We start from the raw sequence: 18,828 nt of genomic DNA on the forward strand, positions 1-18,828 counted from the left end.
GCCGCCGGGGCGCGGCCCGGCGGCGCCGTCTCAGCCGTGGAAGGCGATCCGGGTCACCGCGGCGGCGGAGCGGCGGTCCAGCAGGGTCGCGGAGGCGCAGCCGGGCGGGGGGTGGCCGGCTTCCGCGGAGCGCAGCAGGCGGCCCACGGCACCGCGGTGGCGGCCGAAGGCGTACGCCGACACGCGCCGGCCCCGGGCGGCCTGTCCGGCCAGGGCCTCCTCGGCGCTGCTGTCCAGCAGGAGCAGGTGCAGGGAGCGGCCCCGGCGGCGCGCCGCCGCCGCGAGCAGGCCCCGTACCCAGCTCTGGGTGCCGCAGTCGTGGACGACGACGGAGGCGCCGGAGCGCAGGGCCCGCCACAGCCCCCAGTAGTGGGCGGCGCGGACCACCGGCCGGTACACGGCATAGGGGAGGGCGGCGGGCATCCGGTGCTCCCAGCGCTCGCGGGTGTCCTGGGAGTCGATGGAGCGGTTCTCACCGGCCGCCCGCTTGATCAGCGTGCTCTTGCCGCCGCCCGGCAGGCCGGAGACCACGACGATGTCCCCGTCCGCGAAGGCGAGCCGCCGGGGGCCGCCGGCCGCCGGGCCGCGCAGGTCCCGGACCCGGCCGGGGCCGTCCTCGGCCGGTGCGGTGCGGTGGCGGCGCGGGCCGCGCTGCGCCGGGACCCCGTCCACGGTCCCGGTCGCCGTCTGCAGTCCGAATCTCCGCACAGTGATCGCCTCCCCCGAATCGGGCCGCCGGGCCCTTGCCCACTGAGTGTAAAGAGACGGTCATCCGGGGGTCCCGGTTCCGGCCGCCGCGCCCGGGGGGCGGACGGACTTGCCCACCCGCACGCCCGATCACGACCGTGGCGTGCAATGATGTGCGCCATCTGGACCAACTGCATACCGGCCGCTTGAATCCGCGCGGGAGAGTCCCGGCACGCCGCAAGGCCGTGCGCGGGCGCCGAAGGAGCAAGAACCTCCCTTGAATCTCTCAGGCCCCGTACCGCGTGGATGAGGCAGATCTGAAAAGCGAGCTGCCCGGCAGCTCCACCCAAGGTGCAAGTCGAAACGTCCCGGCGTTCGGGGACTCTCGGCGAACCTCTCAGGTTCCGATGACAGATGGGGAGGAACGTCCTCGTCATGTCATGTCGATGCCCTGGGACCCGGGAGCCACACCCATGAGCACTGCCCCCCGCCTGACCGCCCTCGATGCGCTGCACCGTTCCCTCGGTGCGACCATGACCGACTTCGCGGGCTGGGACATGCCGCTGCGGTACGCCAGCGAGCGCGACGAGCACAACGCCGTGCGCACCAAGGCCGGCCTCTTCGACCTCTCGCACATGGGAGAGATCACGCTGACCGGTCCGGAGGCCGTCAAGGCCCTGGACTACGCGCTGGTCGGCAACATCTCGACCGTGGGCGTCGGCCGGGCCCGCTACACGCACATCTGCCAGGAGGACGGCGGGATCCTCGACGACCTGATCGTCTACCGCCTGGGCGAGACCGAGTACATGGTCGTCGCGAACGCCTCCAACGCCCAGGTGGTCCTGGACGCCCTCACCGAGCGCGCCGCCGGCTTCGACACCGAGGTCCGGGACGACCGCGACGCCTACGCGCTGATCGCGGTGCAGGGCCCGGAGTCCCCCGGCATCCTCGCCTCGCTGACCGACGCCGACCTGGACGGCCTCAAGTACTACGCCGGCCTGCCGGGCACGGTGGCCGGGGTGCCCGCGCTGATCGCGCGTACGGGCTACACGGGCGAGGACGGCTTCGAGCTGTTCGTCTCGCCGCAGCATGCGGTGGAGCTGTGGCAGGCGCTGACCAAGGCGGGCGAGGGCGTCGGCCTGGTGCCGGCCGGCCTGTCCTGCCGCGACACCCTGCGCCTGGAGGCGGGCATGCCGCTGTACGGGCACGAGCTGGCCACCTCCCTCACCCCCTTCGACGCAGGTCTGGGCCGGGTCGTGAAGTTCGAGAAGGAGGGCGACTTCGTGGGCCGCGCCGCCCTGGAGGCGGCCGCGGAGCGCGCCGCCGCGAACGCCCCGCGCAAGCTCGTCGGCCTGGTCGCCGAGGGCCGCCGGGTCCCGCGCGCCGGGTTCCCGGTCGTGGCCGGCGGAGAGGTCGTCGGCGAGGTCACCTCCGGCGCTCCGTCCCCGACGCTGGGCAAGCCGATCGCGATGGCGTACATCGACGCGGCGCACGCCGCGCCCGGCACCTCCGGCGTCGGCGTCGACATCCGCGGTACGCATGAGCCGTACGAGGTCGTGGCCCTGCCGTTCTACAAGCGGCAGAAGTAGTTCCGCGACGATCTCCGCCGCCCGGGCCGCTCCGGCGCGCCCGTGGGGCCGCGTCTCGCTTCCCGAGACCACCGTTCGTATCCACTCCCCCGCATCCAGGAGAATCAGGTCATGAGCAACCCCGAGAAGCTGCGTTACACCAAGGAGCACGAGTGGCTGTCGGACGCCGTGGACGGCGTCGCGACGGTCGGCATCACGGAGTTCGCGGCCAACGCGCTCGGTGACGTCGTCTACGCCCAGCTCCCCGAGGTCGGCGACACCGTCACCGAGGGCGAGACCTGCGGCGAGCTGGAGTCGACCAAGTCGGTCAGCGACCTGTACTCCCCCGTCTCCGGTGAGATCGTCGAGTCCAACCAGGACGTGGTGGACGACCCCTCGCTGGTGAACTCCGCTCCCTTCGAGGGTGGCTGGCTCTTCAAGGTGCGCCTCTCGGAGGAGCCGAAGGACGCGCTCTCCGCCGAGGAGTACGCCGCACTCACCGCCGGTAACTGACCCCAGGGGACCCTGATGTCTGTACTGAACACCCCTCTCCACGAGCTCGACCCGGACGTCGCCGCCGCCGTCGACGCGGAGCTCGTGCGCCAGCAGTCCACCCTGGAAATGATCGCGTCGGAGAACTTCGCTCCGGTCGCCGTCATGGAGGCCCAGGGCTCGGTGCTGACCAACAAGTACGCCGAGGGCTACCCCGGCCGCCGCTACTACGGCGGCTGCGAGCACGTCGACGTGGTCGAGCAGATCGCGATCGACCGCATCAAGGCGCTGTTCGGCGCCGAGGCCGCGAACGTCCAGCCGCACTCGGGTGCGCAGGCGAACGCCGCCGCGATGTTCGCGCTGCTCAAGCCGGGCGACACGATCATGGGTCTGAACCTGGCCCACGGCGGTCACCTGACCCACGGCATGAAGATCAACTTCTCCGGCAAGCTCTACAACGTGGTCCCGTACCACGTCGACGAGACCGGCCAGGTCGACATGGCCGAGGTCGAGCGCCTCGCCAAGGAGTCCAAGCCCCAGCTGATCGTCGCGGGCTGGTCCGCCTACCCGCGCCAGCTGGACTTCGCCGCCTTCCGCCGTATCGCGGACGAGGTCGGCGCGTACCTGATGGTCGACATGGCGCACTTCGCCGGCCTGGTCGCCGCGGGCCTGCACCCGAACCCGGTGCCGCACGCCCACGTCGTCACCACCACCACGCACAAGACCCTCGGCGGTCCGCGCGGCGGCGTGATCCTGTCGACGCAGGAGCTGGCCAAGAAGATCAACTCCGCGGTCTTCCCCGGTCAGCAAGGGGGCCCGCTGGAGCACGTGATCGCGGCCAAGGCCGTCTCCTTCAAGGTCGCGGCCTCGGAGGACTTCAAGGAGCGCCAGGTGCGCACCCTGGAGGGCGCGAAGATCATCGCCGAGCGCCTGGTGCAGCCCGACGTCACCGAGGTGGGCGTCTCCGTCCTGTCCGGCGGCACGGACGTCCACCTGGTCCTGGTCGACCTGCGCAACTCCGAGCTCGACGGCCAGCAGGCCGAGGACCGGCTCCACGAGATCGGCATCACGGTCAACCGCAACGCCATCCCGAACGACCCGCGGCCGCCGATGGTCACCTCGGGCCTGCGGATCGGCACCCCGGCGCTCGCCACCCGCGGTTTCGGTGCCGAGGACTTCACCGAGGTCGCGGAGATCATCGCGGCTGCGCTGAAGCCCGCGTACGACGCCGAGGACCTCAAGGCGCGCGTCTCCGCGCTCGCCGCGAAGTTCCCGCTGTACCCGACGCTCTAGCCGGCGCGGTGGGGCCCGGCCTTGCTTGTGCACAGGCCGGGCCCTTCGCATGACCGCAGCCCCGGGCGGGTGCGCCCCGTGGCCACGAGCCGGGCAGAGAACGGCACAGGGGCTCCGGACGGAGAAGCCGTCACCCGCCCCCGCAATCCCCTGGCCCTGCCGGCCGCGCGGGCTCCCCGCCCCTGCTTCCGGGCCGTGCGGGCAGGGCGGGCGGGGCGGGCCGGCGGAGCGGGCCCGGCCCCGCCGGCGGGGACCGCTCGGTGCCCCGGCACCGGTCCGACCCGTCCGGTACGCCGCGGCGCCGCCGTCCGGCCGGGGAGCCGTTCACCTCACCGCGTTAAGCTCGTCTGTCGGACAAAATCCGAACAATCCACCGCTCCTGCCCCCTCCCACCCCACGAGCAGACAAGGGAGTCCGCCACCGTGGCCATCTCGGTCTTCGATCTCTTCTCCATCGGCATCGGTCCCTCCTCCTCCCACACGGTCGGTCCGATGCGGGCGGCCCGCATGTTCGTGACCCGGCTCAAGAAGGACGGCCTCCTCGCCCAGACCGAGTCCGTCCGCGCGGAGCTGTACGGCTCGCTCGGCGCCACCGGCCACGGCCACGGCACTCCCAAGGCGGTGCTGCTCGGCCTGGAGGGCCACTCCCCGCGGACCGTGGACGTGGAGGGCGCCGACGACGAGGTCGAGCGGATTCGCACGAGCGGCCGGCTGCGCCTGCTGGGCACGGAGATAGGCGATGGCCACGAGATCGCCTTCGACGAACCGAACCAGCTGATCCTGCACCGCCGGCGGTCGCTGCCCTACCACGCGAACGGCATGACCCTCTTCGCCTACGACGCCGCCGGCGCCCCGCTGCTGGAGAAGACCTACTACTCGGTCGGCGGCGGTTTCGTCGTCGACGAGGACGCGGTCGGCGAAGACCGGATCAAGCTCGACGACACGGTGCTGAAGTACCCCTTCCGCAGCGGTGACGAGATGCTGCGCCTCGCGAAGGAGACCGGCCTGTCGATCTCCTCGCTGATGCTGGAGAACGAGAAGGCCTGGCGCACCGAGGACGAGATCCGCCAGGGCCTCCTGGAGATCTGGCGCGTGATGCAGGCCTGCGTCGCGCGCGGCATGTCCCGCGAGGGCATCCTCCCCGGCGGCCTGCGCGTACGCCGCCGGGCCGCGTCCACGGCGCGCCAGCTGCGCACCGAGGGCGATCCGATGATGCACCGCAGCGAGTGGACGACCATCTACGCGATGGCGGTCAACGAGGAGAACGCGGCGGGCGGGCGCGTGGTGACCGCCCCGACGAACGGCGCGGCGGGCGTCCTGCCGGCGGTCCTGCACTACTACACGAACTTCGTGCCGGGTGCGGACGAGGACGGCGTGGTGCGCTTCCTCCTCGCGGCCGGGGCGATCGGCATGCTCTTCAAGGAGAACGCCTCCATCTCCGGCGCCGAGGTCGGCTGCCAGGGCGAGGTGGGCTCGGCCTGCTCCATGGCGGCGGGCGCCCTCGCCGAGGTCCTCGGCGGCACCCCCGAGCAGGTGGAGAACGCGGCCGAGATCGGCATGGAGCACAACCTGGGCCTCACCTGCGACCCGGTCGGCGGCCTGGTGCAGATCCCGTGCATCGAGCGCAACGGCATGGCGGCGGTCAAGGCCGTCACCGCGGCGAAGATGGCGATGCGCGGCGACGGCACCCACAAGGTCTCCCTGGACAAGGTCATCAAGACCATGAAGGAGACCGGCGCGGACATGAAGGTGAAGTACAAGGAGACGGCCCGCGGCGGCCTCGCGGTCAACGTCATCGAGTGCTGACCCGCACCCCGTGAGGAAGGGGCCCGGCGCATCCGCGCCGGGCCCCGCCGCTTCCCCGGGGCCGGCCGCGCGCGGCTACCTGCGCAGGGCCTTCAGGACCCCGCGGGCGAAGTCGTCCACCGAGGTGTCGAGGGCCGCCAGGCTCTCGGGGGTCGGGGTCGTGCGGGCCTCGGCCGTCACGGTGATGCCGAGCATCAGGTTGCTGTCCCGCACGTGCAGGTCCCGGACCTGGCGCCGTTCGGTCGGGCCGTTGTAGAGGACCCGGTAGGCCTCCTTGCCGACGCCCTCCACCTCGGTGAAGCCCCCGTCCGGCCGGTCGCTGCCGGGCTTGTCGCGCGCCGTGGCGAAGACCTCGGCGGCGAAGTCCACGCTCTCCGCGTAGGCGAGGTCCAGCTCGACCTTCACGTTCCCGTACGCCGCCGGGCCGGATTCCACGAGGGGCTGGACGCACCCGACGCCCGGCGCTCCCCCGCCCGACCTCTTGGTCCGGTCCGCGGCCTCCTCCCGGGCCCCCAGCGGGTCGGCGAGCTCCCCGTACGGCAGGGCGTTGCAGATCTCGTCGGTGGCCTTCCAGGCGTAGCCGCCCTTGCCCTCCTGCGAGACCTCGCCGCCGCCGTCGCCTCCGCAGGCGGTGGCCGCCAGGACGAGGGCTGCGGCGACCAGTGCACGGCAGGGGAATCGGTGTGATCGCATCCGGTTCTCTCCAGTCCCACGGGGCCGTTGTCGGGCATCGGGCAACCAGCCTGCCAGGAACGCCGGTTGCGCACCCGGCGGTTCGCCGGTTCCGCCGTGCAACCAACGGCGGCCGTCCGGTGTCTTCCACAGGGACAGCACCGCCCCGTCTCTGGAGAATCGGGGGACGCCATGAACCGCCTGCGTTCTCGTCTGCACCGTCGACAGCTCACGGCACTGGCCGCGGGCACCCTGCTCACCGCCGGGGTCGCGTTCGCGGCCCCGGCCTCGGCCGCCGCCGCGACGGCCACCGCCACCCGGGCCACCCAGACCCCGCTCGTCGTGAACGCCCGCTGGGGCGGGCACTGCACGTACGACCGGCTCGTCATCGACCTGCAGGGGTACGTCCCCCAGGTCACCGTCACGCCCGTTTCCCAGCTGGTCTACGACGGGTCCGGCAAACCCGTCCCGCTCGCCGGGAAGTTCTTCCTGGAGGTGGGCCTCAGCCCCGCCGCCGGACACGACGACGCGGGACGGAACGTCTACCAGGGCCCGCGCCTGCAGAAGATCTACCTGAGCAAGCTCAAGGGCATCGCCCTGACCGGCGACTACGAGGGGCACGTGACCTTCGGCGCCGCCTTCGACACCCCGCCCGTCCACTCCACCACCGTCCTGCACGCGCCCGAGCGCCTGGTGCTGGACATCGCGCACCCCAACGTGTGCTGAGGCGGGTGCCCGGGGCGGTCTCCGCCCCGGGCGCCCCCGCCCGTCCGTGCCGCGGGAGAGCCGTCGGCGGCGCTCGGGGCAGGGGCGCCGACGCTGCGCGTTCCGCGGGAAAGGAGCCGGCGCAGAGCCGCTCGGCGAGCACGGCACGGGGGGTCCGGTACGGGGCGGGGTTGGTGCGGGTCGGGATGGCCGACTAAGGTCAGCGGGCCTTGGTGTTCGGGAAACCGGTGGAAAACCGGTGCGGCCCTCGCCACTGTGATCGGGAAGTCCGGCTCCACTCCTACGGGAAGCCACTGGGCCCGTGCGGGAGACCGCCCGGCCCCGGGAAGGCGGAGACCCGGGCATCAGCACCCGTGAGCCAGGAGACCGGCCGGGGCGCGTTGTCCATCCACGAGGTGCTGGAGAGGTCTCCCCACTCATGCATATAGCCGAGGGGTTTTTGCCCCCGTTGCACGCGGTCGCCTGGGGCGCCGCGTCCGCTCCCTTCGTCGCGCACGGTGTGCGCGCCCTCACCCGCGAGGTGAAGGCCAACCCGGAGAGCACCCTGCTCCTGGGTGCGGCCGGAGCATTCACCTTCGTCCTGTCCGCCCTGAAGATCCCCTCCGTCACGGGCAGTTGTTCGCACCCCACCGGCACCGGGCTCGGGGCCATCCTGTTCCGGCCGCCGATCATGGCGGTGCTCGGCACGATCACCCTGCTGTTCCAGGCGCTGCTGCTGGCGCACGGCGGCCTCACCACCCTCGGGGCCAACGTCTTCTCGATGGCGGTCGCCGGTCCCTGGGCGGGGTACGGCGTCTACCGGCTGATGCGGAGGTTGGGCCTGCCGCTGATGGCGAGCGTCTTCCTCGGCGCCTTCTTCGCCGACCTGGTCACCTACTGCGTGACCTCCGTCCAGCTGGCGCTGGCCTTCCCGGACGCGGGCAGCGGCTTCATCGGCTCGCTGGAGAAGTTCGCCGGCATCTTCGCGGTGACGCAGATCCCGCTCGCGGTCAGCGAGGGCCTGCTGACGGTCCTCGTGATGCGGCTGCTGATGCAGTCCAGCAAGTCGGACCTGGTGCGGCTCGGCGTCGCGAAGCTCACCGGACCGAAGGCCTCCGGCGACCCGAAGGACGCGCAGCAGGAGGCGGTGGCCCGATGACCAGGAACGCGAAGATCAACACCCTGCTGCTGCTCCTGGTGGCGGCGCTGGCCGTCCTGCCCCTCGCGCTGGGACTCGGCGAGGGCAAGGAGGAGCCGTTCACGGGCGCCGACGCGCAGGCGGAGGCAGCCATCACCGAACTGCGGCCGGACTACGAGCCGTGGTTCTCCCCGCTGTACGAACCCCCGTCCGGCGAGGTCGAGTCGGCGCTGTTCGCCCTCCAGGCGGCGCTCGGCGCGGGCGTGCTCGCGTACTACTTCGGCGTCCGCAGGGGGCGCCGCCAGGGAGCGGCCGCCGCGTCCGCCACCGCGGAGTCGTAGGCGGTGCTGCCGATCGACGTGGCGGCGCACAGCAGCCGCTGGCGGTACCGCCACCCCTTGGAGAAGGCCCTGCTGGGAGTGGGGCTGACGGTCACGGCGGTGGGACTGCCGCCGTGGCCGGGCGGGCCGCTGGTCGCCGCCGCGACCCTGGCGGTCCTGCTCGGACCCGCGGGGGTGTCGCGGCGGCAGCTGTGGCGGGCCTTCCGGGTCCCGCTGGGCTTCTGCGTCACCGGGGCGCTGCCGCTGCTGGTCTCGGTGGGGGGGCCGGACGGGTTCCTGGCGCCGGCCCCCGACGGCCCCCGGCACGCCGGGGAACTGCTGCTGCGCACCTCGGCGGCCTCCCTCGGGGTGCTGCTGTTCGCCTTCACCACCCCGGTCTCGGACGTGCTCCCGCGGCTGGTGCGCGCCGGGGTGCCGGCTCCCGTGGTGGACGTGGCCCTGGTGATGTACCGGATCGGCTTCCTGCTGCTGGACTCGATGGCGCAGGTCCGCCGTGCGCAGGCGGCCCGCCTCGGGCAGCGGAGCCGCGCGGCGGTGTGGCGCTCCCTGGCGGGGCTGGCCGCGACCTCCTTCGTGCGGGCATTCGACCGTGCGGGGCGGCTCCAGGAGGGGCTCGCGGGGCGCGGCTACGACGGCGCCCTGCGGGTCCTGGTCCCGGAGGCCACCGTGTCCTGGCGGTTCCTGACGGCCACCGCCGCCCTGCTGACCGTCCTGGTCGGCACGACCCTCGCCGTGAAGGAGCTGTATCTGTGACCCGCCTGGTGGAACTCGTCGGGGCGGGCTACGCCTACGAGGACGGGCCGGCCGTGCTGACCGGTGTGGACTTCGCCGTCACACAGGGCCGCGCGCTGGTCCTGCTGGGCCGCAACGGCAGCGGCAAGACCACCCTGATGCGGCTGCTCAGCGGGGGCCTGCGGCCGGGCCGGGGCGAGCTGCGGCTCGACGGCGCGGCCGTCACCCACGACCGCGCGGGGCTGACCCGGCTGCGGACCGGGGTGCAGCTGGTGGTGCAGGACCCGGACGACCAGCTGTTCGCGGCCTCGGTCGAGCAGGACGTGTCCTTCGGCCCGATGAATCTGGGGCTGCCCGCCGCGGAGGTCCGCGCGCGGGTCGACGCCGCGCTGGCCGCGCTGGACATCACCGCGCTGCGGGACCGCCCGACGCACCTGCTCTCGTACGGCCAGCGCAAGCGCGCGGCGATCGCGGGGGCCGTGGCGATGGCCCCGCGGGTGCTGATCCTGGACGAGCCGACGGCCGGGCTGGACCCGGACGGGCAGGAACGGCTGCTGGACGTCCTGGCGCGGCTGCGGGCCGAGGGCACCACGGTGGTGATGGCCACCCACGACGTGGACCTGGCGGTGCGCTGGGCCGACGACGCCGCCGTCCTGACCCCCTCGGGCATCCGCGTCGGGCCGGCCCTGGAGCTCCTGTCGGACCCGGAGCTGCTGCTCTCCGCGGGCCTGCGCCAGGCCTGGTCGCCGGCGGTCACCGCGCTGCTGCGCGCCCACGGCCTCCTCGGCCCGGACGCCCCCGGCCCGCGCGCCCCGGAGGCCCTGGCCGGCTGGGCGCGGGGACGGGACGGAAGGAGCCTGCCGGACACTCCCTAGGATGGCCGCATGTCGCTCCCGCACGCCATCCTCACCGCCCTCCTGGAGAAGCCCTCGTCGGGGCTGGAGCTGACCCGGCGGTTCGACAAGTCGATCGGGTACTTCTGGTCCTCCACGCACCAGCAGATCTACCGCGAGCTGGGGAGGCTGGAGGAGGCCGGGCTGATCCGGGCGCTGCCCAGCGAGGTGCCCGTACGGGGGCAGAAGAAGGAGTACGAGGTGCTGCCGGACGGCAGCGCGGAGCTGGCCCGGTGGGTCGATGAGAGCCAGGACCCCAAACCGCTGCGCGATGCGCTGCTGCTGCGGATCCGCGCGGCGGCGGTGGTCGGGCCGCAGCGGCTCGCTCCCGAGCTGCGGCGCCATCTGGGGCTGCACCGGGAGCAGCTGGCGAAGTACGAGGCCATCGAGGCCAAGGACTTCCCGCCGGAGCGCGACGCCGGGCAGGACCGGCTGCGCCGGCTCGTCCTGCACGGCGGGATCGCCCTGGAGACGTTCTGGCTGAGCTGGCTGGAGGAGGCCCTCGCGGAGGTCGAGGACCTGACGCCCCCGGACGGCCCCCGGGCAGCCTGACGCGCCCCCGCCCCGGGCAGGGGGACGGAGGCGCGTACGGGGCCGGAGCGGCCCTACTTGTTCAGGGAGGCCCAGAACTCGTCGAAGCTCAACAGGCCGTCGCTGTTCGTGTCCTTGGCGGCGACCACGGCGTCCGCGACCGAACCGGTGACGTACGCGTCGCCCATCGCCTTCATGGCCGCGCTGTACTCGTCGGCCGTGATGAAGCCGTCACCGTTCACGTCGAACTTGCTGAACGTCGCCCGCGCGCTCTCGATGTCCGCCACTGGGTCCACCCCTTCTTGGTGCTTGTTGACCGGCTCAGGGTAGCGGCCCGCGCGGGGCACCCCCTGCGCGGGTCCCGTTCGAGCGGCAGATAGAAATTCACTTACCCTTCCGTAACGCGGAAGCGATAATTCCAGCCAACAAATCCGGCCCGGACTTGTCACGCTCCGGGATCACGGCATAACGTAACGGCATTGCCGCCACACCAGGAGCGCAGGGCTCCCAGGGACAAGCGGCAATGAGGGCGATCACACAGGTGACGATCACAGCCGACGCATCATTCGAAGTTCTGCCCTTCACCCGCACCTGCCGCCATATCTGGGAAGACGGCGACCATGTGCTCATCGGAGTGAGTCCCGGGAACAGCTACTTCAGCTCCGAGCGCATCACCGGTCTCGCCCGGTGGGCCACGACCCGCTTCGCGCAGGTCGACTTCGTGTACGCAGACCTCCACGTGGACCGGATGTTCGCCGCCTTCGGCTACACCCGGGAGCACGCGGAGAAGCGTGCCGCGAAAGAGATCAAGGCGGTCCGGCGAAGGATTCTCAAGGGTGTGGAGGAATCAGGGGCCCCACACGCCGAGATTCGCGTCAGGGCACTGTCCGAATTCCAGGGCAATCCCGTGTACCAACTGCTGCACCGGCGGGTGCTGCATTTCCTGGAGACCGACGCGGAATTCCGTAAGGGCTGCGAGAAAATGGCCCTCCACTTTGTCGGGTCGAAGTTGCCGGAAGGTGAATCGATCACGGCTGCGCAGTTGCAGGTGTGTTTCGACTACATGGCAGCCGAGCTCCCGTTCTTCGTCGATACCCCGAGCATTCTCGACGTGCCGTCCTCGGTGGCGGCCTACCACGTCAGGATGCCGCTGACCGACGTCCTCTTCGCCCGCGGCGGAGGCCTGCGCGCGACCAGGAACCAGGCGTACGCCGTCGTACGCCCCGAGGCCGCCGCCCCCGTGCGCGAGATGCCCGACCATGCGGCGCCCGAGGGGCCGAGCCGCCCCGGCGACGTGGACCACGTACCGACCGAAAGGATCACCGATGAGCGTCGAGCAGCTTGAGGGCCGGGAGACCGCGGAGCAGCCGCTCCTCGACTTCCCGCTCTCGCGGCGCGGTGACGTGCTCCCGCAGGAGTGCACCCGGCTGCGCGAACAGGCCCCGGTCGCCAGGGTCCGCACCCTCACCGGGGACCCGGCCTGGCTGGTGAGCAGCTACGCGCTGGCCCGACAGGTGCTGGAGGACGACCGGTTCAGCCTCAAGGACACGGCGAACGCCGGGGTCCCCCGGCAGTACGCGCTGACGATCCCGCCCGAGGTCGTCAACAACATGGGCAACATCAACAGCGCCGGCCTGCGCACCGCGGTGATGAAGGCCCTCAACCCGCGCCAGAAGGGGCTGCAGGACTGGTTGCGCGCCACGGCCGGCGAGCTCGTCGACCAGATCCTCGCCGAGGGCGCTCCGGCGGACCTGCGGGCGGGGTTCGCCGACCCGTTCTCGGCGGCGCTGCACTGCCGGATCCTCGGGGTCCCCTACGAGGACCGGCGCCGGCTGATGTCGGGGCTGGACGTGGCCTTCATGACGGCGCGCGAGCCGTTCGCCGACTCGGCGCTCAACTGGTACAAGGACGTCGGCTACTTCGCCGACCGGCTGCGCGACCAGCTCGCGCTGCCCGCCGAGGAGCGTACGGGGCTCCTCGGCAGATTCGCCGACCTCAAGGAGGCGGACCCGGAGTCGGCGCACCTGACCGACGAGATGTTCGCGACCGTGGCCGTCTCCCTCTTCGGGGCGGGTGCGGTCTCCACCTCCGCCTTCCTCGTCCTCGCGGTCCTCGCGCTGCTCCAGCGGCCGGAGCTGGTCGGGTACCTGCGCAGGCACCCGGAGCGCACGGGCCGGGCGGTGGAGGAGCTGCTGCGCTGGAACCTGTCCGTCGGCGACGGCCTGCCGCGCATCGCCCTGGCGGACGTCCGGGTCGGTGACGTCCTGGTGAAGGAGGGCGAGCTGGTCCTGGTCCTGCTGGAGGGGGCCAACTTCGACCCGGCGGCCTTCGCGGACCCCGACGTACTGGACCTGGAGCGCGACAGCCCCAACGCGCATCTGGCCTTCGGCGCCGGCCGGCACTTCTGCCCGGCCTCCGCGCTGGGCCGCACCCACGCCGAGATCGCGCTGGAGGTGCTGGTCGATCGGCTGCCCGGACTGCGTCTCGCGGTGCCCGCGGAGAACCTGGTCTGGCGCACGGGCTTCATCAAGCGGCTTCCGGAGCGGCTCCCCGTCGCCTGGTAGCGCGGCGCCGCGGGAGCGCGGAGCGGTGTCCCGGGAGCTGTGCGAGCTCCCGGGGCACCGCCGGTTCCGCGCGGACCGGCCGGCCCCGGCGGACGGTCACCGCACTAGCGGAAGATGCCGGTGTGGCCCAGGGAGTAGCGGCCGGGCTGCGGATAGACGGCGAGGCCGTGCGGGCCGCCGCCGACCGGGACCCGGGCGAGCTGCTTGCCCGTCACCGTGTCGATCGCGTACACCTCGTCGTTGTAGCGGCCCGACAGCCACAGCACCTTGCCGTCGGCGGAGACGCCGCCCATGTCGGGGCTGCCGCCGTCCGGCAGTTCCCACTTCTTGGTCAGCTTGTTCTGCGGGAAGTTGAAGACGGAGACCGTGCCCTCGCCGCGGTTGGAGACGTACATCTCCTTGGAGTCCCGGCTCACGTACAGGCCGTGGCAGCCCTTCCCGGTGGGCAGCAGCTTGGGCGTCTCGAAGGTGTCCCCGCTGAGCACCCACATGCCGTGCGCCATCATGTCCGCGACGTAGAAGGTCTTCCCGTCGGGCGAGACCTTGACGTCCTGCGGCATCGCGCCCTCGAACGGCAGCTTCTGCTGTCCGACGACCTCCATCCGCTCGGTGTCGACCTTGAGCAGCTCGCCGGAGAACTCGCAGCTCACGATGAAGTACCGGCCGTCGGCGGAGAAGTCGGCGTGGTTGACGCCGAAGCAGCTCACCGGGACCGTCTTGACCCGGTCCATGGTGTGCGGGTCGCGGAAGACCAGCTCCTTGTCCAGCGAGGCCATGACGACGGCGTACTTGCCGTTCGGCGTGAAGTACAGGTTGTACGGGTCGTGCACCTCGACCGGCTGTCCGGCCTCGCCGGTGGCCGGGTTGATGGGGGTGAGCGTGTGGCCGCGGTTGTTGTTGACCCACAGGGTCTTCATGTCCCAGGACGGCACCACGTGCTGGGGCTGGACGCCGACCGGGATGGTGTCGATGACCTGGTACGTCGCCGGGTCGATGACGGACACCGTGTTGGAGTTGGTGTTCGGCACGTAGATCCGGGACGGGAAGTCCTTGACCACCGGGGAGAGCTTGTTCGGCCGGTCCGCCGCGTAGACGTCGTGGGGGTCGAGGAGCGGGGGCATGCCGGGCAGGCCCGGCGGGGCCGCCGGAACCTTGGCGGGCTGGGCCGCACCCTTGGTGCCGAGCGCCTCGGCGGGCCCTTTGTCGGCTGATCCGCAGCCGGCCAGGGCGGCGAGGACCAGACCGGCAAGCAGCACGGTGGCCTTCCGGGGAAGGCGGATGGTCGTCATGGGGTCAGCAGCTCCGTGGTGGTCACCGCGCGCAGTTGGCGGCGCGCGAGTTCTTCGAGGAGGGGTGGCATCGCGTCGACCGTGTCCGCGTAGCCGAAGTGCAGGCTCACCACCGATCCGTTGAGGATCGTCCCGGTGACGTTGCGGATGACGGCCGCGGCGCCGGGCGAGGTGAAGTCGAGGGAGTCCACGTCGTAGGACAGGACGTGCGGATAGCCCGCCCGCTGCGCCAGTTTCCGGACGAGCGGGGTCGCGTACCGGGTCTGCGAGGGCCGGAACCAGGTGCCGATGGAGCCGGTGAGCCGTTTGAGCCGCTGGGCGCATCCGGTGATCTCGGCGTAGGCCTCCGCCTCGGACATGTCGTTGATCGCCAGGTGGCGCTGGGTGTGGTTGCCGAGTTCGTGGCCGCCGTCGAGAATCCGGCGGGCCAGCTCCGGGTGGGCGTCGAGCCAGCTGCCGATGGCCAGTACGGTGACCCGCGCACCCGCCTTCTCCGCCTCGGCCAGGACCGCCCGGGCGGTGGCGGGGTCCCCGTTGCCGTGGAAGGTCAGCGCGACCGCGGGCCGGTTGCGGGGACCGTGGCCGATCTCCACGGGCTGCCCGGGGAAGCGGCGGGGCGCCGCCGCCGCGGCGGGCCGGTCCGGGGCCGCCCGGGCGGGGGTGGAGCGGGCGGGGGTGGGCGCGGCGCCGCGGCCGCCCGTGCCGCAGGCGGCGGTGAGGGCACCGGCGGCGACCGCCGCTGCGGCGCGCAGGGCCGTACGGCGGTCTGGGTAACAGAGCACCTGCCCATTTAAGGGGTGGATGACGGTAAAGGTAATGATTGACCCAATTCGGGACGTCGGTCCGGGGCCGTCGTCCCGAGGGTCGTCCGCTATGCGATCAACGAATCACACAGAGCGGTCGATACTTATGCAGTGATTGTGAGGTGAGTGGCCCACCTCACCTAAGATTTAGGTGGAAACTCTTAGGATATGCACACTTCTGTCCAAGTTGGGACTTTTGGCGTTCGGGGTTCCCGTCTGCCATAGTCGGAAGCACGGCTTCCCATTGACCCGAGCGAAGTCGACCACGCCGAGGATCACACACCCCACCGATCCTCGGCGCACCCATGGAACCCCCGCAGCGCCCACCACGGCGACAGGGGGTTCCTGGCTTTCCGGGGGCAGTCCGGCAGGCATCGGCCGGCAGGGTTGCGCAGGCCCACGGCCGGTGGCAGCCGGTGGGAACTAGCGGTCGGCGACCCGCATCTCGAACCAGGTGATCTTCCCGCGCGGCAGCAGGTCCGCCCCCCACCGGTCGGAGAGCTTGTCGACGAGGAAGAGCCCCCGGCCGGTGGTGTCCAGCTCGTGGACCGGCATCAGGCAGGGCAGCCCGCGCGAGGGGTCACGGACCTCGACGCGGATCCAGCCGCGCCGCCGCAGCATCCGCAGGCCGAAGGAGCGGGCCCCGGTGTGTCGGACCGCGTTGCCGACGAGTTCCGAGACCAGCAGGACGGCGTGCTCGGCGATCTGCGGCGAGAGCCCCCACATCCGCACCACCACGCACTGCGTGAGGCGGCGCGCGGTACCGGCCGACTCGGGCTCGGACGGCAGCGTCACTTCCGCCTCAGCCGGGTTCCCGTACAACTCCAGCGCCTTGAGGCCCTGTTCGTCCTCAAGTGCCGCCGTGAGCCGTACGGCCGACGCGCTGCTGCGCTGCCGCGGCTGCTCCACACCCTCCAGGCCCGCCATGCACCCATCATGGACGGCCGGGCTGCCCGTCCGGGCCGTTCCGCGGGAAAACCCCCCTCGGATCCAGGGGTTCCGAGGGGGCGTCATGTCATATGCACGAGGCAAGCGGAGGCCCGAAAAACGCGGGATGACCTGCGGTGACCCACCGCATCCCGACGATCACCGCGAGTGGATCACCCCGCCGCCTTAAGGCCCCCTTAAGGCCTGGCTAATCCACCCACAGGGAGGACCGTCAGACGAACGTGGCCTTGCCCGGGCCCTCTTCGACGAAGCTGCGCATGCCGCGCTCGCGGTCCTCGGTGGCGAACAGGCCCGCGAACCAGGTGCGTTCGATGGTCAGGCCGGTGTCGATGTCGGTCTCCAGACCGGCGTCCACGCACTCCTTGGCGGCGCGCAGCGCGAGGGCCGGGCCCTGGGCCAGCTTCGCGGCCCAGGCGTGCGCCTGCCCGTACACGTCCGCGGCCGGCACCACCCGGTCCACCAGGCCCAGGGACAGCGCCTCGTCGGCCTTCACGATGCGGCCGGTGAAGATGAGGTCCTTCGCCTTGGACGGGCCGACCAGCCGGGACAGCCGCTGGGTACCGCCGGCCCCCGGGATCAGGCCCAGCAGGATCTCGGGCTGGCCGAGCTTCGCGTTGTCCGCGGCGATCCGGAAGTCGGCGCACAGCGCCAGTTCGCAACCGCCGCCCAGCGCATAGCCGGTGACGGCCGCGACGACGGGCTTGGGGATCCGGGCCACCGCGGTGAAGGCGTCCTGCAAACCGCGGGACCGGGCGACCATGGCCGCGTGGTCCATGGTCTGCATCTCCTTGATGTCCGCCCCGGCCGCGAACAGCTTCTGGCCGCCGTAGAGGACGACCGCGCGGACGTCGGACCGGTCGGCGGCCTCCACCGCGAGCTCGCGCAGCCGGTCCTGGGTGGCGATGTCCAGGGCGTTCATGGGCGGCCGGTCCAGACGGAGGGTGCCGACGCCTTCGGAGACTTCGAGAGAGAGGGTCATACGGGCCAGGTTAGCGGCGGTTAACGCAGAGCGGCCCGGTGCTGTGTGTCACAGCACCGGGCCGGCTTCACCGCGGGGCGCGGGGGACTACTTGATCCACTCCGCCCAGGCCATGTTCCAGCCGTTGAGGCCGTTGTCCGGGGCGATCTGCTTGTCCTTGGAGTTCTTCACGACGACCACGTCGCCGATCAGCGACTCGTTGAAGAACCAGGCGGCGGGCTGGTCGGCGTCGCCGGCGCCGCGGACGTCCTTCAGCCCGACGCAGCCGTGGCTGACGTTCTCGGAGCCGAACGTGCTCGCGGCCGCCCAGTAGTTGCCGTGCACGAAGGTGCCCGAGTTCGACAGGCGCATGGCGTGCGGGACGTCGGAGATGTCGTACTCGCCGCCGAAGCCCACGGTCGCGCCGTTCATCCGGGTCACCTTGTACTTCTCGGTGATGACCATCTGCCCGTTGTACGTGGTGGTGGACGGGGCGCCCGCGGTGATGGGGAGGTTCTTGAGGACCTGGCCGTCGCGGACGACCTCCATGGTGTGCGCGCTCGCGTCCACGGTGGAGACCTGCGAGCGGCCGACGGTGAAGGTGACCGTACGGGTCTGCTTGCCGTAGACGCCCGGGCGGCCCTCGACCCCGTCCAGGGCGATCTTCACGGTGACCTTGGTGCCCGCGGCCCAGTAGTTCTCCGGGCGGAAGTCGAGGCGGTCGTTGCCGAACCAGTGGCCCTCGACGGGGACGGACGGCTCGGCGGTGACCGTGATGGCCTTCTCGACGGCCTCCGGGTTGGTGATCCCCCGGGTGAAGTTGATCGACACCGGCATGCCCACGCCCACGGTCGCCCCGTCCTCGGGCGTGTAGTGGCCGACGAAGGTGTTCGTCGGGGTCAGGGTGGTGAAGGTGGTGTCCTTGGCGGACTCCCGGCCGGCCTCGTCCTTGGCGACCGCGTGCACCTTGTACTCGGTGGCGGAGGCCAGGTGGCGGGCGGGCTCCCAGCTCGCGCCGTCCTCGGCGACCTTGCCCTCGACCTGGTTGCCCTTGGTGTCGGCGACCGTCACGGTGGTGAGCTTGCCGCCCGTGCTGGTGATCTTCAGGACGCCGCTGGTCGCGACCTCCTTCGCGCCGTCGTCCGGCTTGACGGCGACCACGGCCTTGGACGCCTCGTTGCCGGTGTTCGCGCTGCCGCCCCCGGCGTCGTCACCGCTTGCGCTTCCCCCGGTGCCGCCGCCGCCGCAGGCGGTGGTGAACAGCAGGGCCGCCCCCAGAAGGAGGGCCGGCAGGCCGGTGCGGACGCGGCCGCGTATCGGCTGCAGGTTCACTCGTGTTCTCCCCATGTCCCCCGCGCGCGGACAGTCGCACGCTTCCGGACAGGTAATCACATGGTGAGAGCACGAAA

20 protein-coding genes and 2 riboswitches are annotated in these 18,828 nt (G+C 71.8%); of the genes, 12 read left to right on the plus strand and 8 right to left on the minus strand.

What is annotated here, in order from left to right; translation table 11 throughout:
- Positions 1-30 precede the first annotated feature (30 nt).
- Positions 31-714: an AAA family ATPase gene (locus ACLJTM_RS03245; RefSeq protein WP_411102265.1), complete on the minus strand. Its 684-nt coding sequence runs from the start codon at positions 712-714 to the stop codon at positions 31-33.
- 180 nt (positions 715-894) lie between these two features.
- A riboswitch (glycine riboswitch) is annotated at positions 895-998 on the plus strand.
- Positions 999-1,160: 162 nt separating this feature from the next.
- On the opposite strand from ACLJTM_RS03245, the gene gcvT reads away from it, so the two are divergent.
- The 4 genes from gcvT (at position 1,161) to ACLJTM_RS03265 (ending at position 5,845) form a co-directional block, all read left to right on the plus strand.
- Positions 1,161-2,276, plus strand: a complete 1,116-nt coding sequence (gene gcvT / locus ACLJTM_RS03250; RefSeq protein WP_411101776.1) for a glycine cleavage system aminomethyltransferase GcvT — start codon at positions 1,161-1,163, stop codon at positions 2,274-2,276.
- Between the two features lie 111 nt (positions 2,277-2,387).
- The gene (gene gcvH / locus ACLJTM_RS03255; RefSeq protein WP_411101777.1) at positions 2,388-2,768 is read left to right on the plus strand and encodes a glycine cleavage system protein GcvH; all 381 of its coding nucleotides are present in this window, start codon (positions 2,388-2,390) and stop codon (positions 2,766-2,768) included.
- 15 nt (positions 2,769-2,783) lie between these two features.
- Entirely contained in the window at positions 2,784-4,040 is a 1,257-nt protein-coding gene (glyA, locus tag ACLJTM_RS03260) for a serine hydroxymethyltransferase (RefSeq protein ID WP_411101778.1), read from the plus strand.
- A gap of 422 nt (positions 4,041-4,462) precedes the next feature.
- Positions 4,463-5,845 (plus strand): L-serine ammonia-lyase, encoded by a 1,383-nt coding sequence (locus tag ACLJTM_RS03265; protein WP_411101779.1) that lies wholly within the window; start codon positions 4,463-4,465, stop codon positions 5,843-5,845.
- 75 nt (positions 5,846-5,920) lie between these two features.
- Here ACLJTM_RS03265 and ACLJTM_RS03270 read toward each other — a convergent pair whose 3' ends face one another.
- A complete protein-coding gene (locus tag ACLJTM_RS03270) occupies positions 5,921-6,538 on the minus strand; it encodes a hypothetical protein (protein WP_411101780.1) in 618 nt (205 codons plus the stop codon).
- Between the two features lie 171 nt (positions 6,539-6,709).
- Between ACLJTM_RS03270 and ACLJTM_RS03275 the strand changes: the two genes are divergently transcribed.
- From ACLJTM_RS03275 to ACLJTM_RS03300, 6 genes are all read left to right on the plus strand, one after another.
- Positions 6,710-7,243: a hypothetical protein gene (locus tag ACLJTM_RS03275; RefSeq protein WP_411101781.1), complete on the plus strand. Its 534-nt coding sequence runs from the start codon at positions 6,710-6,712 to the stop codon at positions 7,241-7,243.
- Positions 7,244-7,436: 193 nt separating this feature from the next.
- Positions 7,437-7,633: riboswitch (cobalamin riboswitch) on the plus strand.
- A gap of 28 nt (positions 7,634-7,661) precedes the next feature.
- Positions 7,662-8,381, plus strand: coding sequence for an energy-coupling factor ABC transporter permease (locus ACLJTM_RS03280; protein ID WP_411101782.1), 720 nt, complete (start codon positions 7,662-7,664; stop codon positions 8,379-8,381).
- Entirely contained in the window at positions 8,378-8,701 is a 324-nt protein-coding gene (locus tag ACLJTM_RS03285) for an energy-coupling factor ABC transporter substrate-binding protein (protein ID WP_411101783.1), read from the plus strand. Before ACLJTM_RS03280 ends, ACLJTM_RS03285 begins: the two co-directional genes overlap by 4 nt.
- Before the next feature lie 3 nt (positions 8,702-8,704).
- Positions 8,705-9,454 carry a cobalt ECF transporter T component CbiQ gene (cbiQ, locus tag ACLJTM_RS03290; protein WP_411101784.1) on the plus strand — a complete coding sequence of 250 codons (750 nt, stop codon included), beginning with the start codon at positions 8,705-8,707 and terminating at the stop codon, positions 9,452-9,454.
- Complete coding sequence (locus ACLJTM_RS03295; RefSeq protein ID WP_411101785.1) at positions 9,451-10,308, plus strand: energy-coupling factor ABC transporter ATP-binding protein; 858 nt, start codon at positions 9,451-9,453, stop codon at positions 10,306-10,308. Before cbiQ ends, ACLJTM_RS03295 begins: the two co-directional genes overlap by 4 nt.
- A 9-nt stretch (positions 10,309-10,317) precedes the next feature.
- Entirely contained in the window at positions 10,318-10,878 is a 561-nt protein-coding gene (locus tag ACLJTM_RS03300; RefSeq protein ID WP_411101786.1) for a PadR family transcriptional regulator, read from the plus strand.
- Between the two features lie 53 nt (positions 10,879-10,931).
- On the opposite strand, the gene ACLJTM_RS03305 is transcribed toward ACLJTM_RS03300, so the two are convergent.
- Entirely contained in the window at positions 10,932-11,144 is a 213-nt protein-coding gene (locus ACLJTM_RS03305; RefSeq protein ID WP_411101787.1) for an EF-hand domain-containing protein, read from the minus strand.
- A 254-nt stretch (positions 11,145-11,398) separates the two neighbouring features.
- On the opposite strand from ACLJTM_RS03305, the gene ACLJTM_RS03310 reads away from it, so the two are divergent.
- Positions 11,399-12,202, plus strand: coding sequence for a tRNA-dependent cyclodipeptide synthase (locus tag ACLJTM_RS03310; RefSeq protein WP_411101788.1), 804 nt, complete (start codon positions 11,399-11,401; stop codon positions 12,200-12,202).
- Positions 12,183-13,421 carry a cytochrome P450 gene (locus tag ACLJTM_RS03315; protein ID WP_411101789.1) on the plus strand — a complete coding sequence of 413 codons (1,239 nt, stop codon included), beginning with the start codon at positions 12,183-12,185 and terminating at the stop codon, positions 13,419-13,421. Before ACLJTM_RS03310 ends, ACLJTM_RS03315 begins: the two co-directional genes overlap by 20 nt.
- 104 nt (positions 13,422-13,525) lie before the next feature.
- On the opposite strand, the gene ACLJTM_RS03320 is transcribed toward ACLJTM_RS03315, so the two are convergent.
- The 5 genes from ACLJTM_RS03320 to ACLJTM_RS03340 all read right to left on the minus strand — a co-directional run bounded on the left by ACLJTM_RS03320 (position 13,526) and on the right by ACLJTM_RS03340 (position 18,766).
- Positions 13,526-14,710: a YncE family protein gene (locus tag ACLJTM_RS03320; RefSeq protein WP_411101790.1), complete on the minus strand. Its 1,185-nt coding sequence runs from the start codon at positions 14,708-14,710 to the stop codon at positions 13,526-13,528.
- Entirely contained in the window at positions 14,707-15,492 is a 786-nt protein-coding gene (locus ACLJTM_RS03325; protein WP_411101791.1) for a polysaccharide deacetylase family protein, read from the minus strand. The genes ACLJTM_RS03320 and ACLJTM_RS03325 overlap by 4 nt, the downstream gene beginning before the upstream one ends.
- Positions 15,493-15,936: 444 nt before the next feature.
- On the minus strand, positions 15,937-16,440 hold the full coding sequence (locus tag ACLJTM_RS03330; protein WP_411101792.1) for an ATP-binding protein: 504 nt from the start codon (positions 16,438-16,440) through the stop codon (positions 15,937-15,939).
- Between the two features lie 232 nt (positions 16,441-16,672).
- Complete coding sequence (locus ACLJTM_RS03335; protein WP_411101793.1) at positions 16,673-17,440, minus strand: enoyl-CoA hydratase/isomerase family protein; 768 nt, start codon at positions 17,438-17,440, stop codon at positions 16,673-16,675.
- Positions 17,441-17,527: 87 nt separating this feature from the next.
- Positions 17,528-18,766 (minus strand): L,D-transpeptidase, encoded by a 1,239-nt coding sequence (locus ACLJTM_RS03340; protein WP_411101794.1) that lies wholly within the window; start codon positions 18,764-18,766, stop codon positions 17,528-17,530.
- Positions 18,767-18,828 lie beyond the last annotated feature (62 nt).

The organism is Streptomyces sp. cmx-4-9, from assembly GCF_046548835.1.
Taxonomy (GTDB): domain Bacteria; phylum Actinomycetota; class Actinomycetes; order Streptomycetales; family Streptomycetaceae; genus Streptomyces.

What these genes read in the sequence shown, in the direction of transcription:
- gcvT (WP_411101776.1), top strand. Translation starts at nt 1,161, where the DNA reads ATGAGCACTGCCCCCCGCCTGACCGCCCTCGATGCGCTGCACCGTTCC.
- gcvH (WP_411101777.1), top strand. Translation starts at nt 2,388, where the DNA reads ATGAGCAACCCCGAGAAGCTGCGTTACACCAAGGAGCACGAGTGGCTG.
- glyA (WP_411101778.1), top strand. Translation starts at nt 2,784, where the DNA reads ATGTCTGTACTGAACACCCCTCTCCACGAGCTCGACCCGGACGTCGCC.
- ACLJTM_RS03270 (WP_411101780.1), bottom strand. Translation starts at nt 6,538, where the DNA reads ATGCGATCACACCGATTCCCCTGCCGTGCACTGGTCGCCGCAGCCCTC.
- ACLJTM_RS03275 (WP_411101781.1), top strand. Translation starts at nt 6,710, where the DNA reads ATGAACCGCCTGCGTTCTCGTCTGCACCGTCGACAGCTCACGGCACTG.
- ACLJTM_RS03280 (WP_411101782.1), top strand. Translation starts at nt 7,662, where the DNA reads ATGCATATAGCCGAGGGGTTTTTGCCCCCGTTGCACGCGGTCGCCTGG.
- ACLJTM_RS03285 (WP_411101783.1), top strand. Translation starts at nt 8,378, where the DNA reads ATGACCAGGAACGCGAAGATCAACACCCTGCTGCTGCTCCTGGTGGCG.
- ACLJTM_RS03300 (WP_411101786.1), top strand. Translation starts at nt 10,318, where the DNA reads ATGTCGCTCCCGCACGCCATCCTCACCGCCCTCCTGGAGAAGCCCTCG.
- ACLJTM_RS03315 (WP_411101789.1), top strand. Translation starts at nt 12,183, where the DNA reads ATGAGCGTCGAGCAGCTTGAGGGCCGGGAGACCGCGGAGCAGCCGCTC.
- ACLJTM_RS03320 (WP_411101790.1), bottom strand. Translation starts at nt 14,710, where the DNA reads ATGACGACCATCCGCCTTCCCCGGAAGGCCACCGTGCTGCTTGCCGGT.
- ACLJTM_RS03330 (WP_411101792.1), bottom strand. Translation starts at nt 16,440, where the DNA reads ATGGCGGGCCTGGAGGGTGTGGAGCAGCCGCGGCAGCGCAGCAGCGCG.
- ACLJTM_RS03335 (WP_411101793.1), bottom strand. Translation starts at nt 17,440, where the DNA reads ATGACCCTCTCTCTCGAAGTCTCCGAAGGCGTCGGCACCCTCCGTCTG.
- ACLJTM_RS03340 (WP_411101794.1), bottom strand. Translation starts at nt 18,766, where the DNA reads ATGGGGAGAACACGAGTGAACCTGCAGCCGATACGCGGCCGCGTCCGC.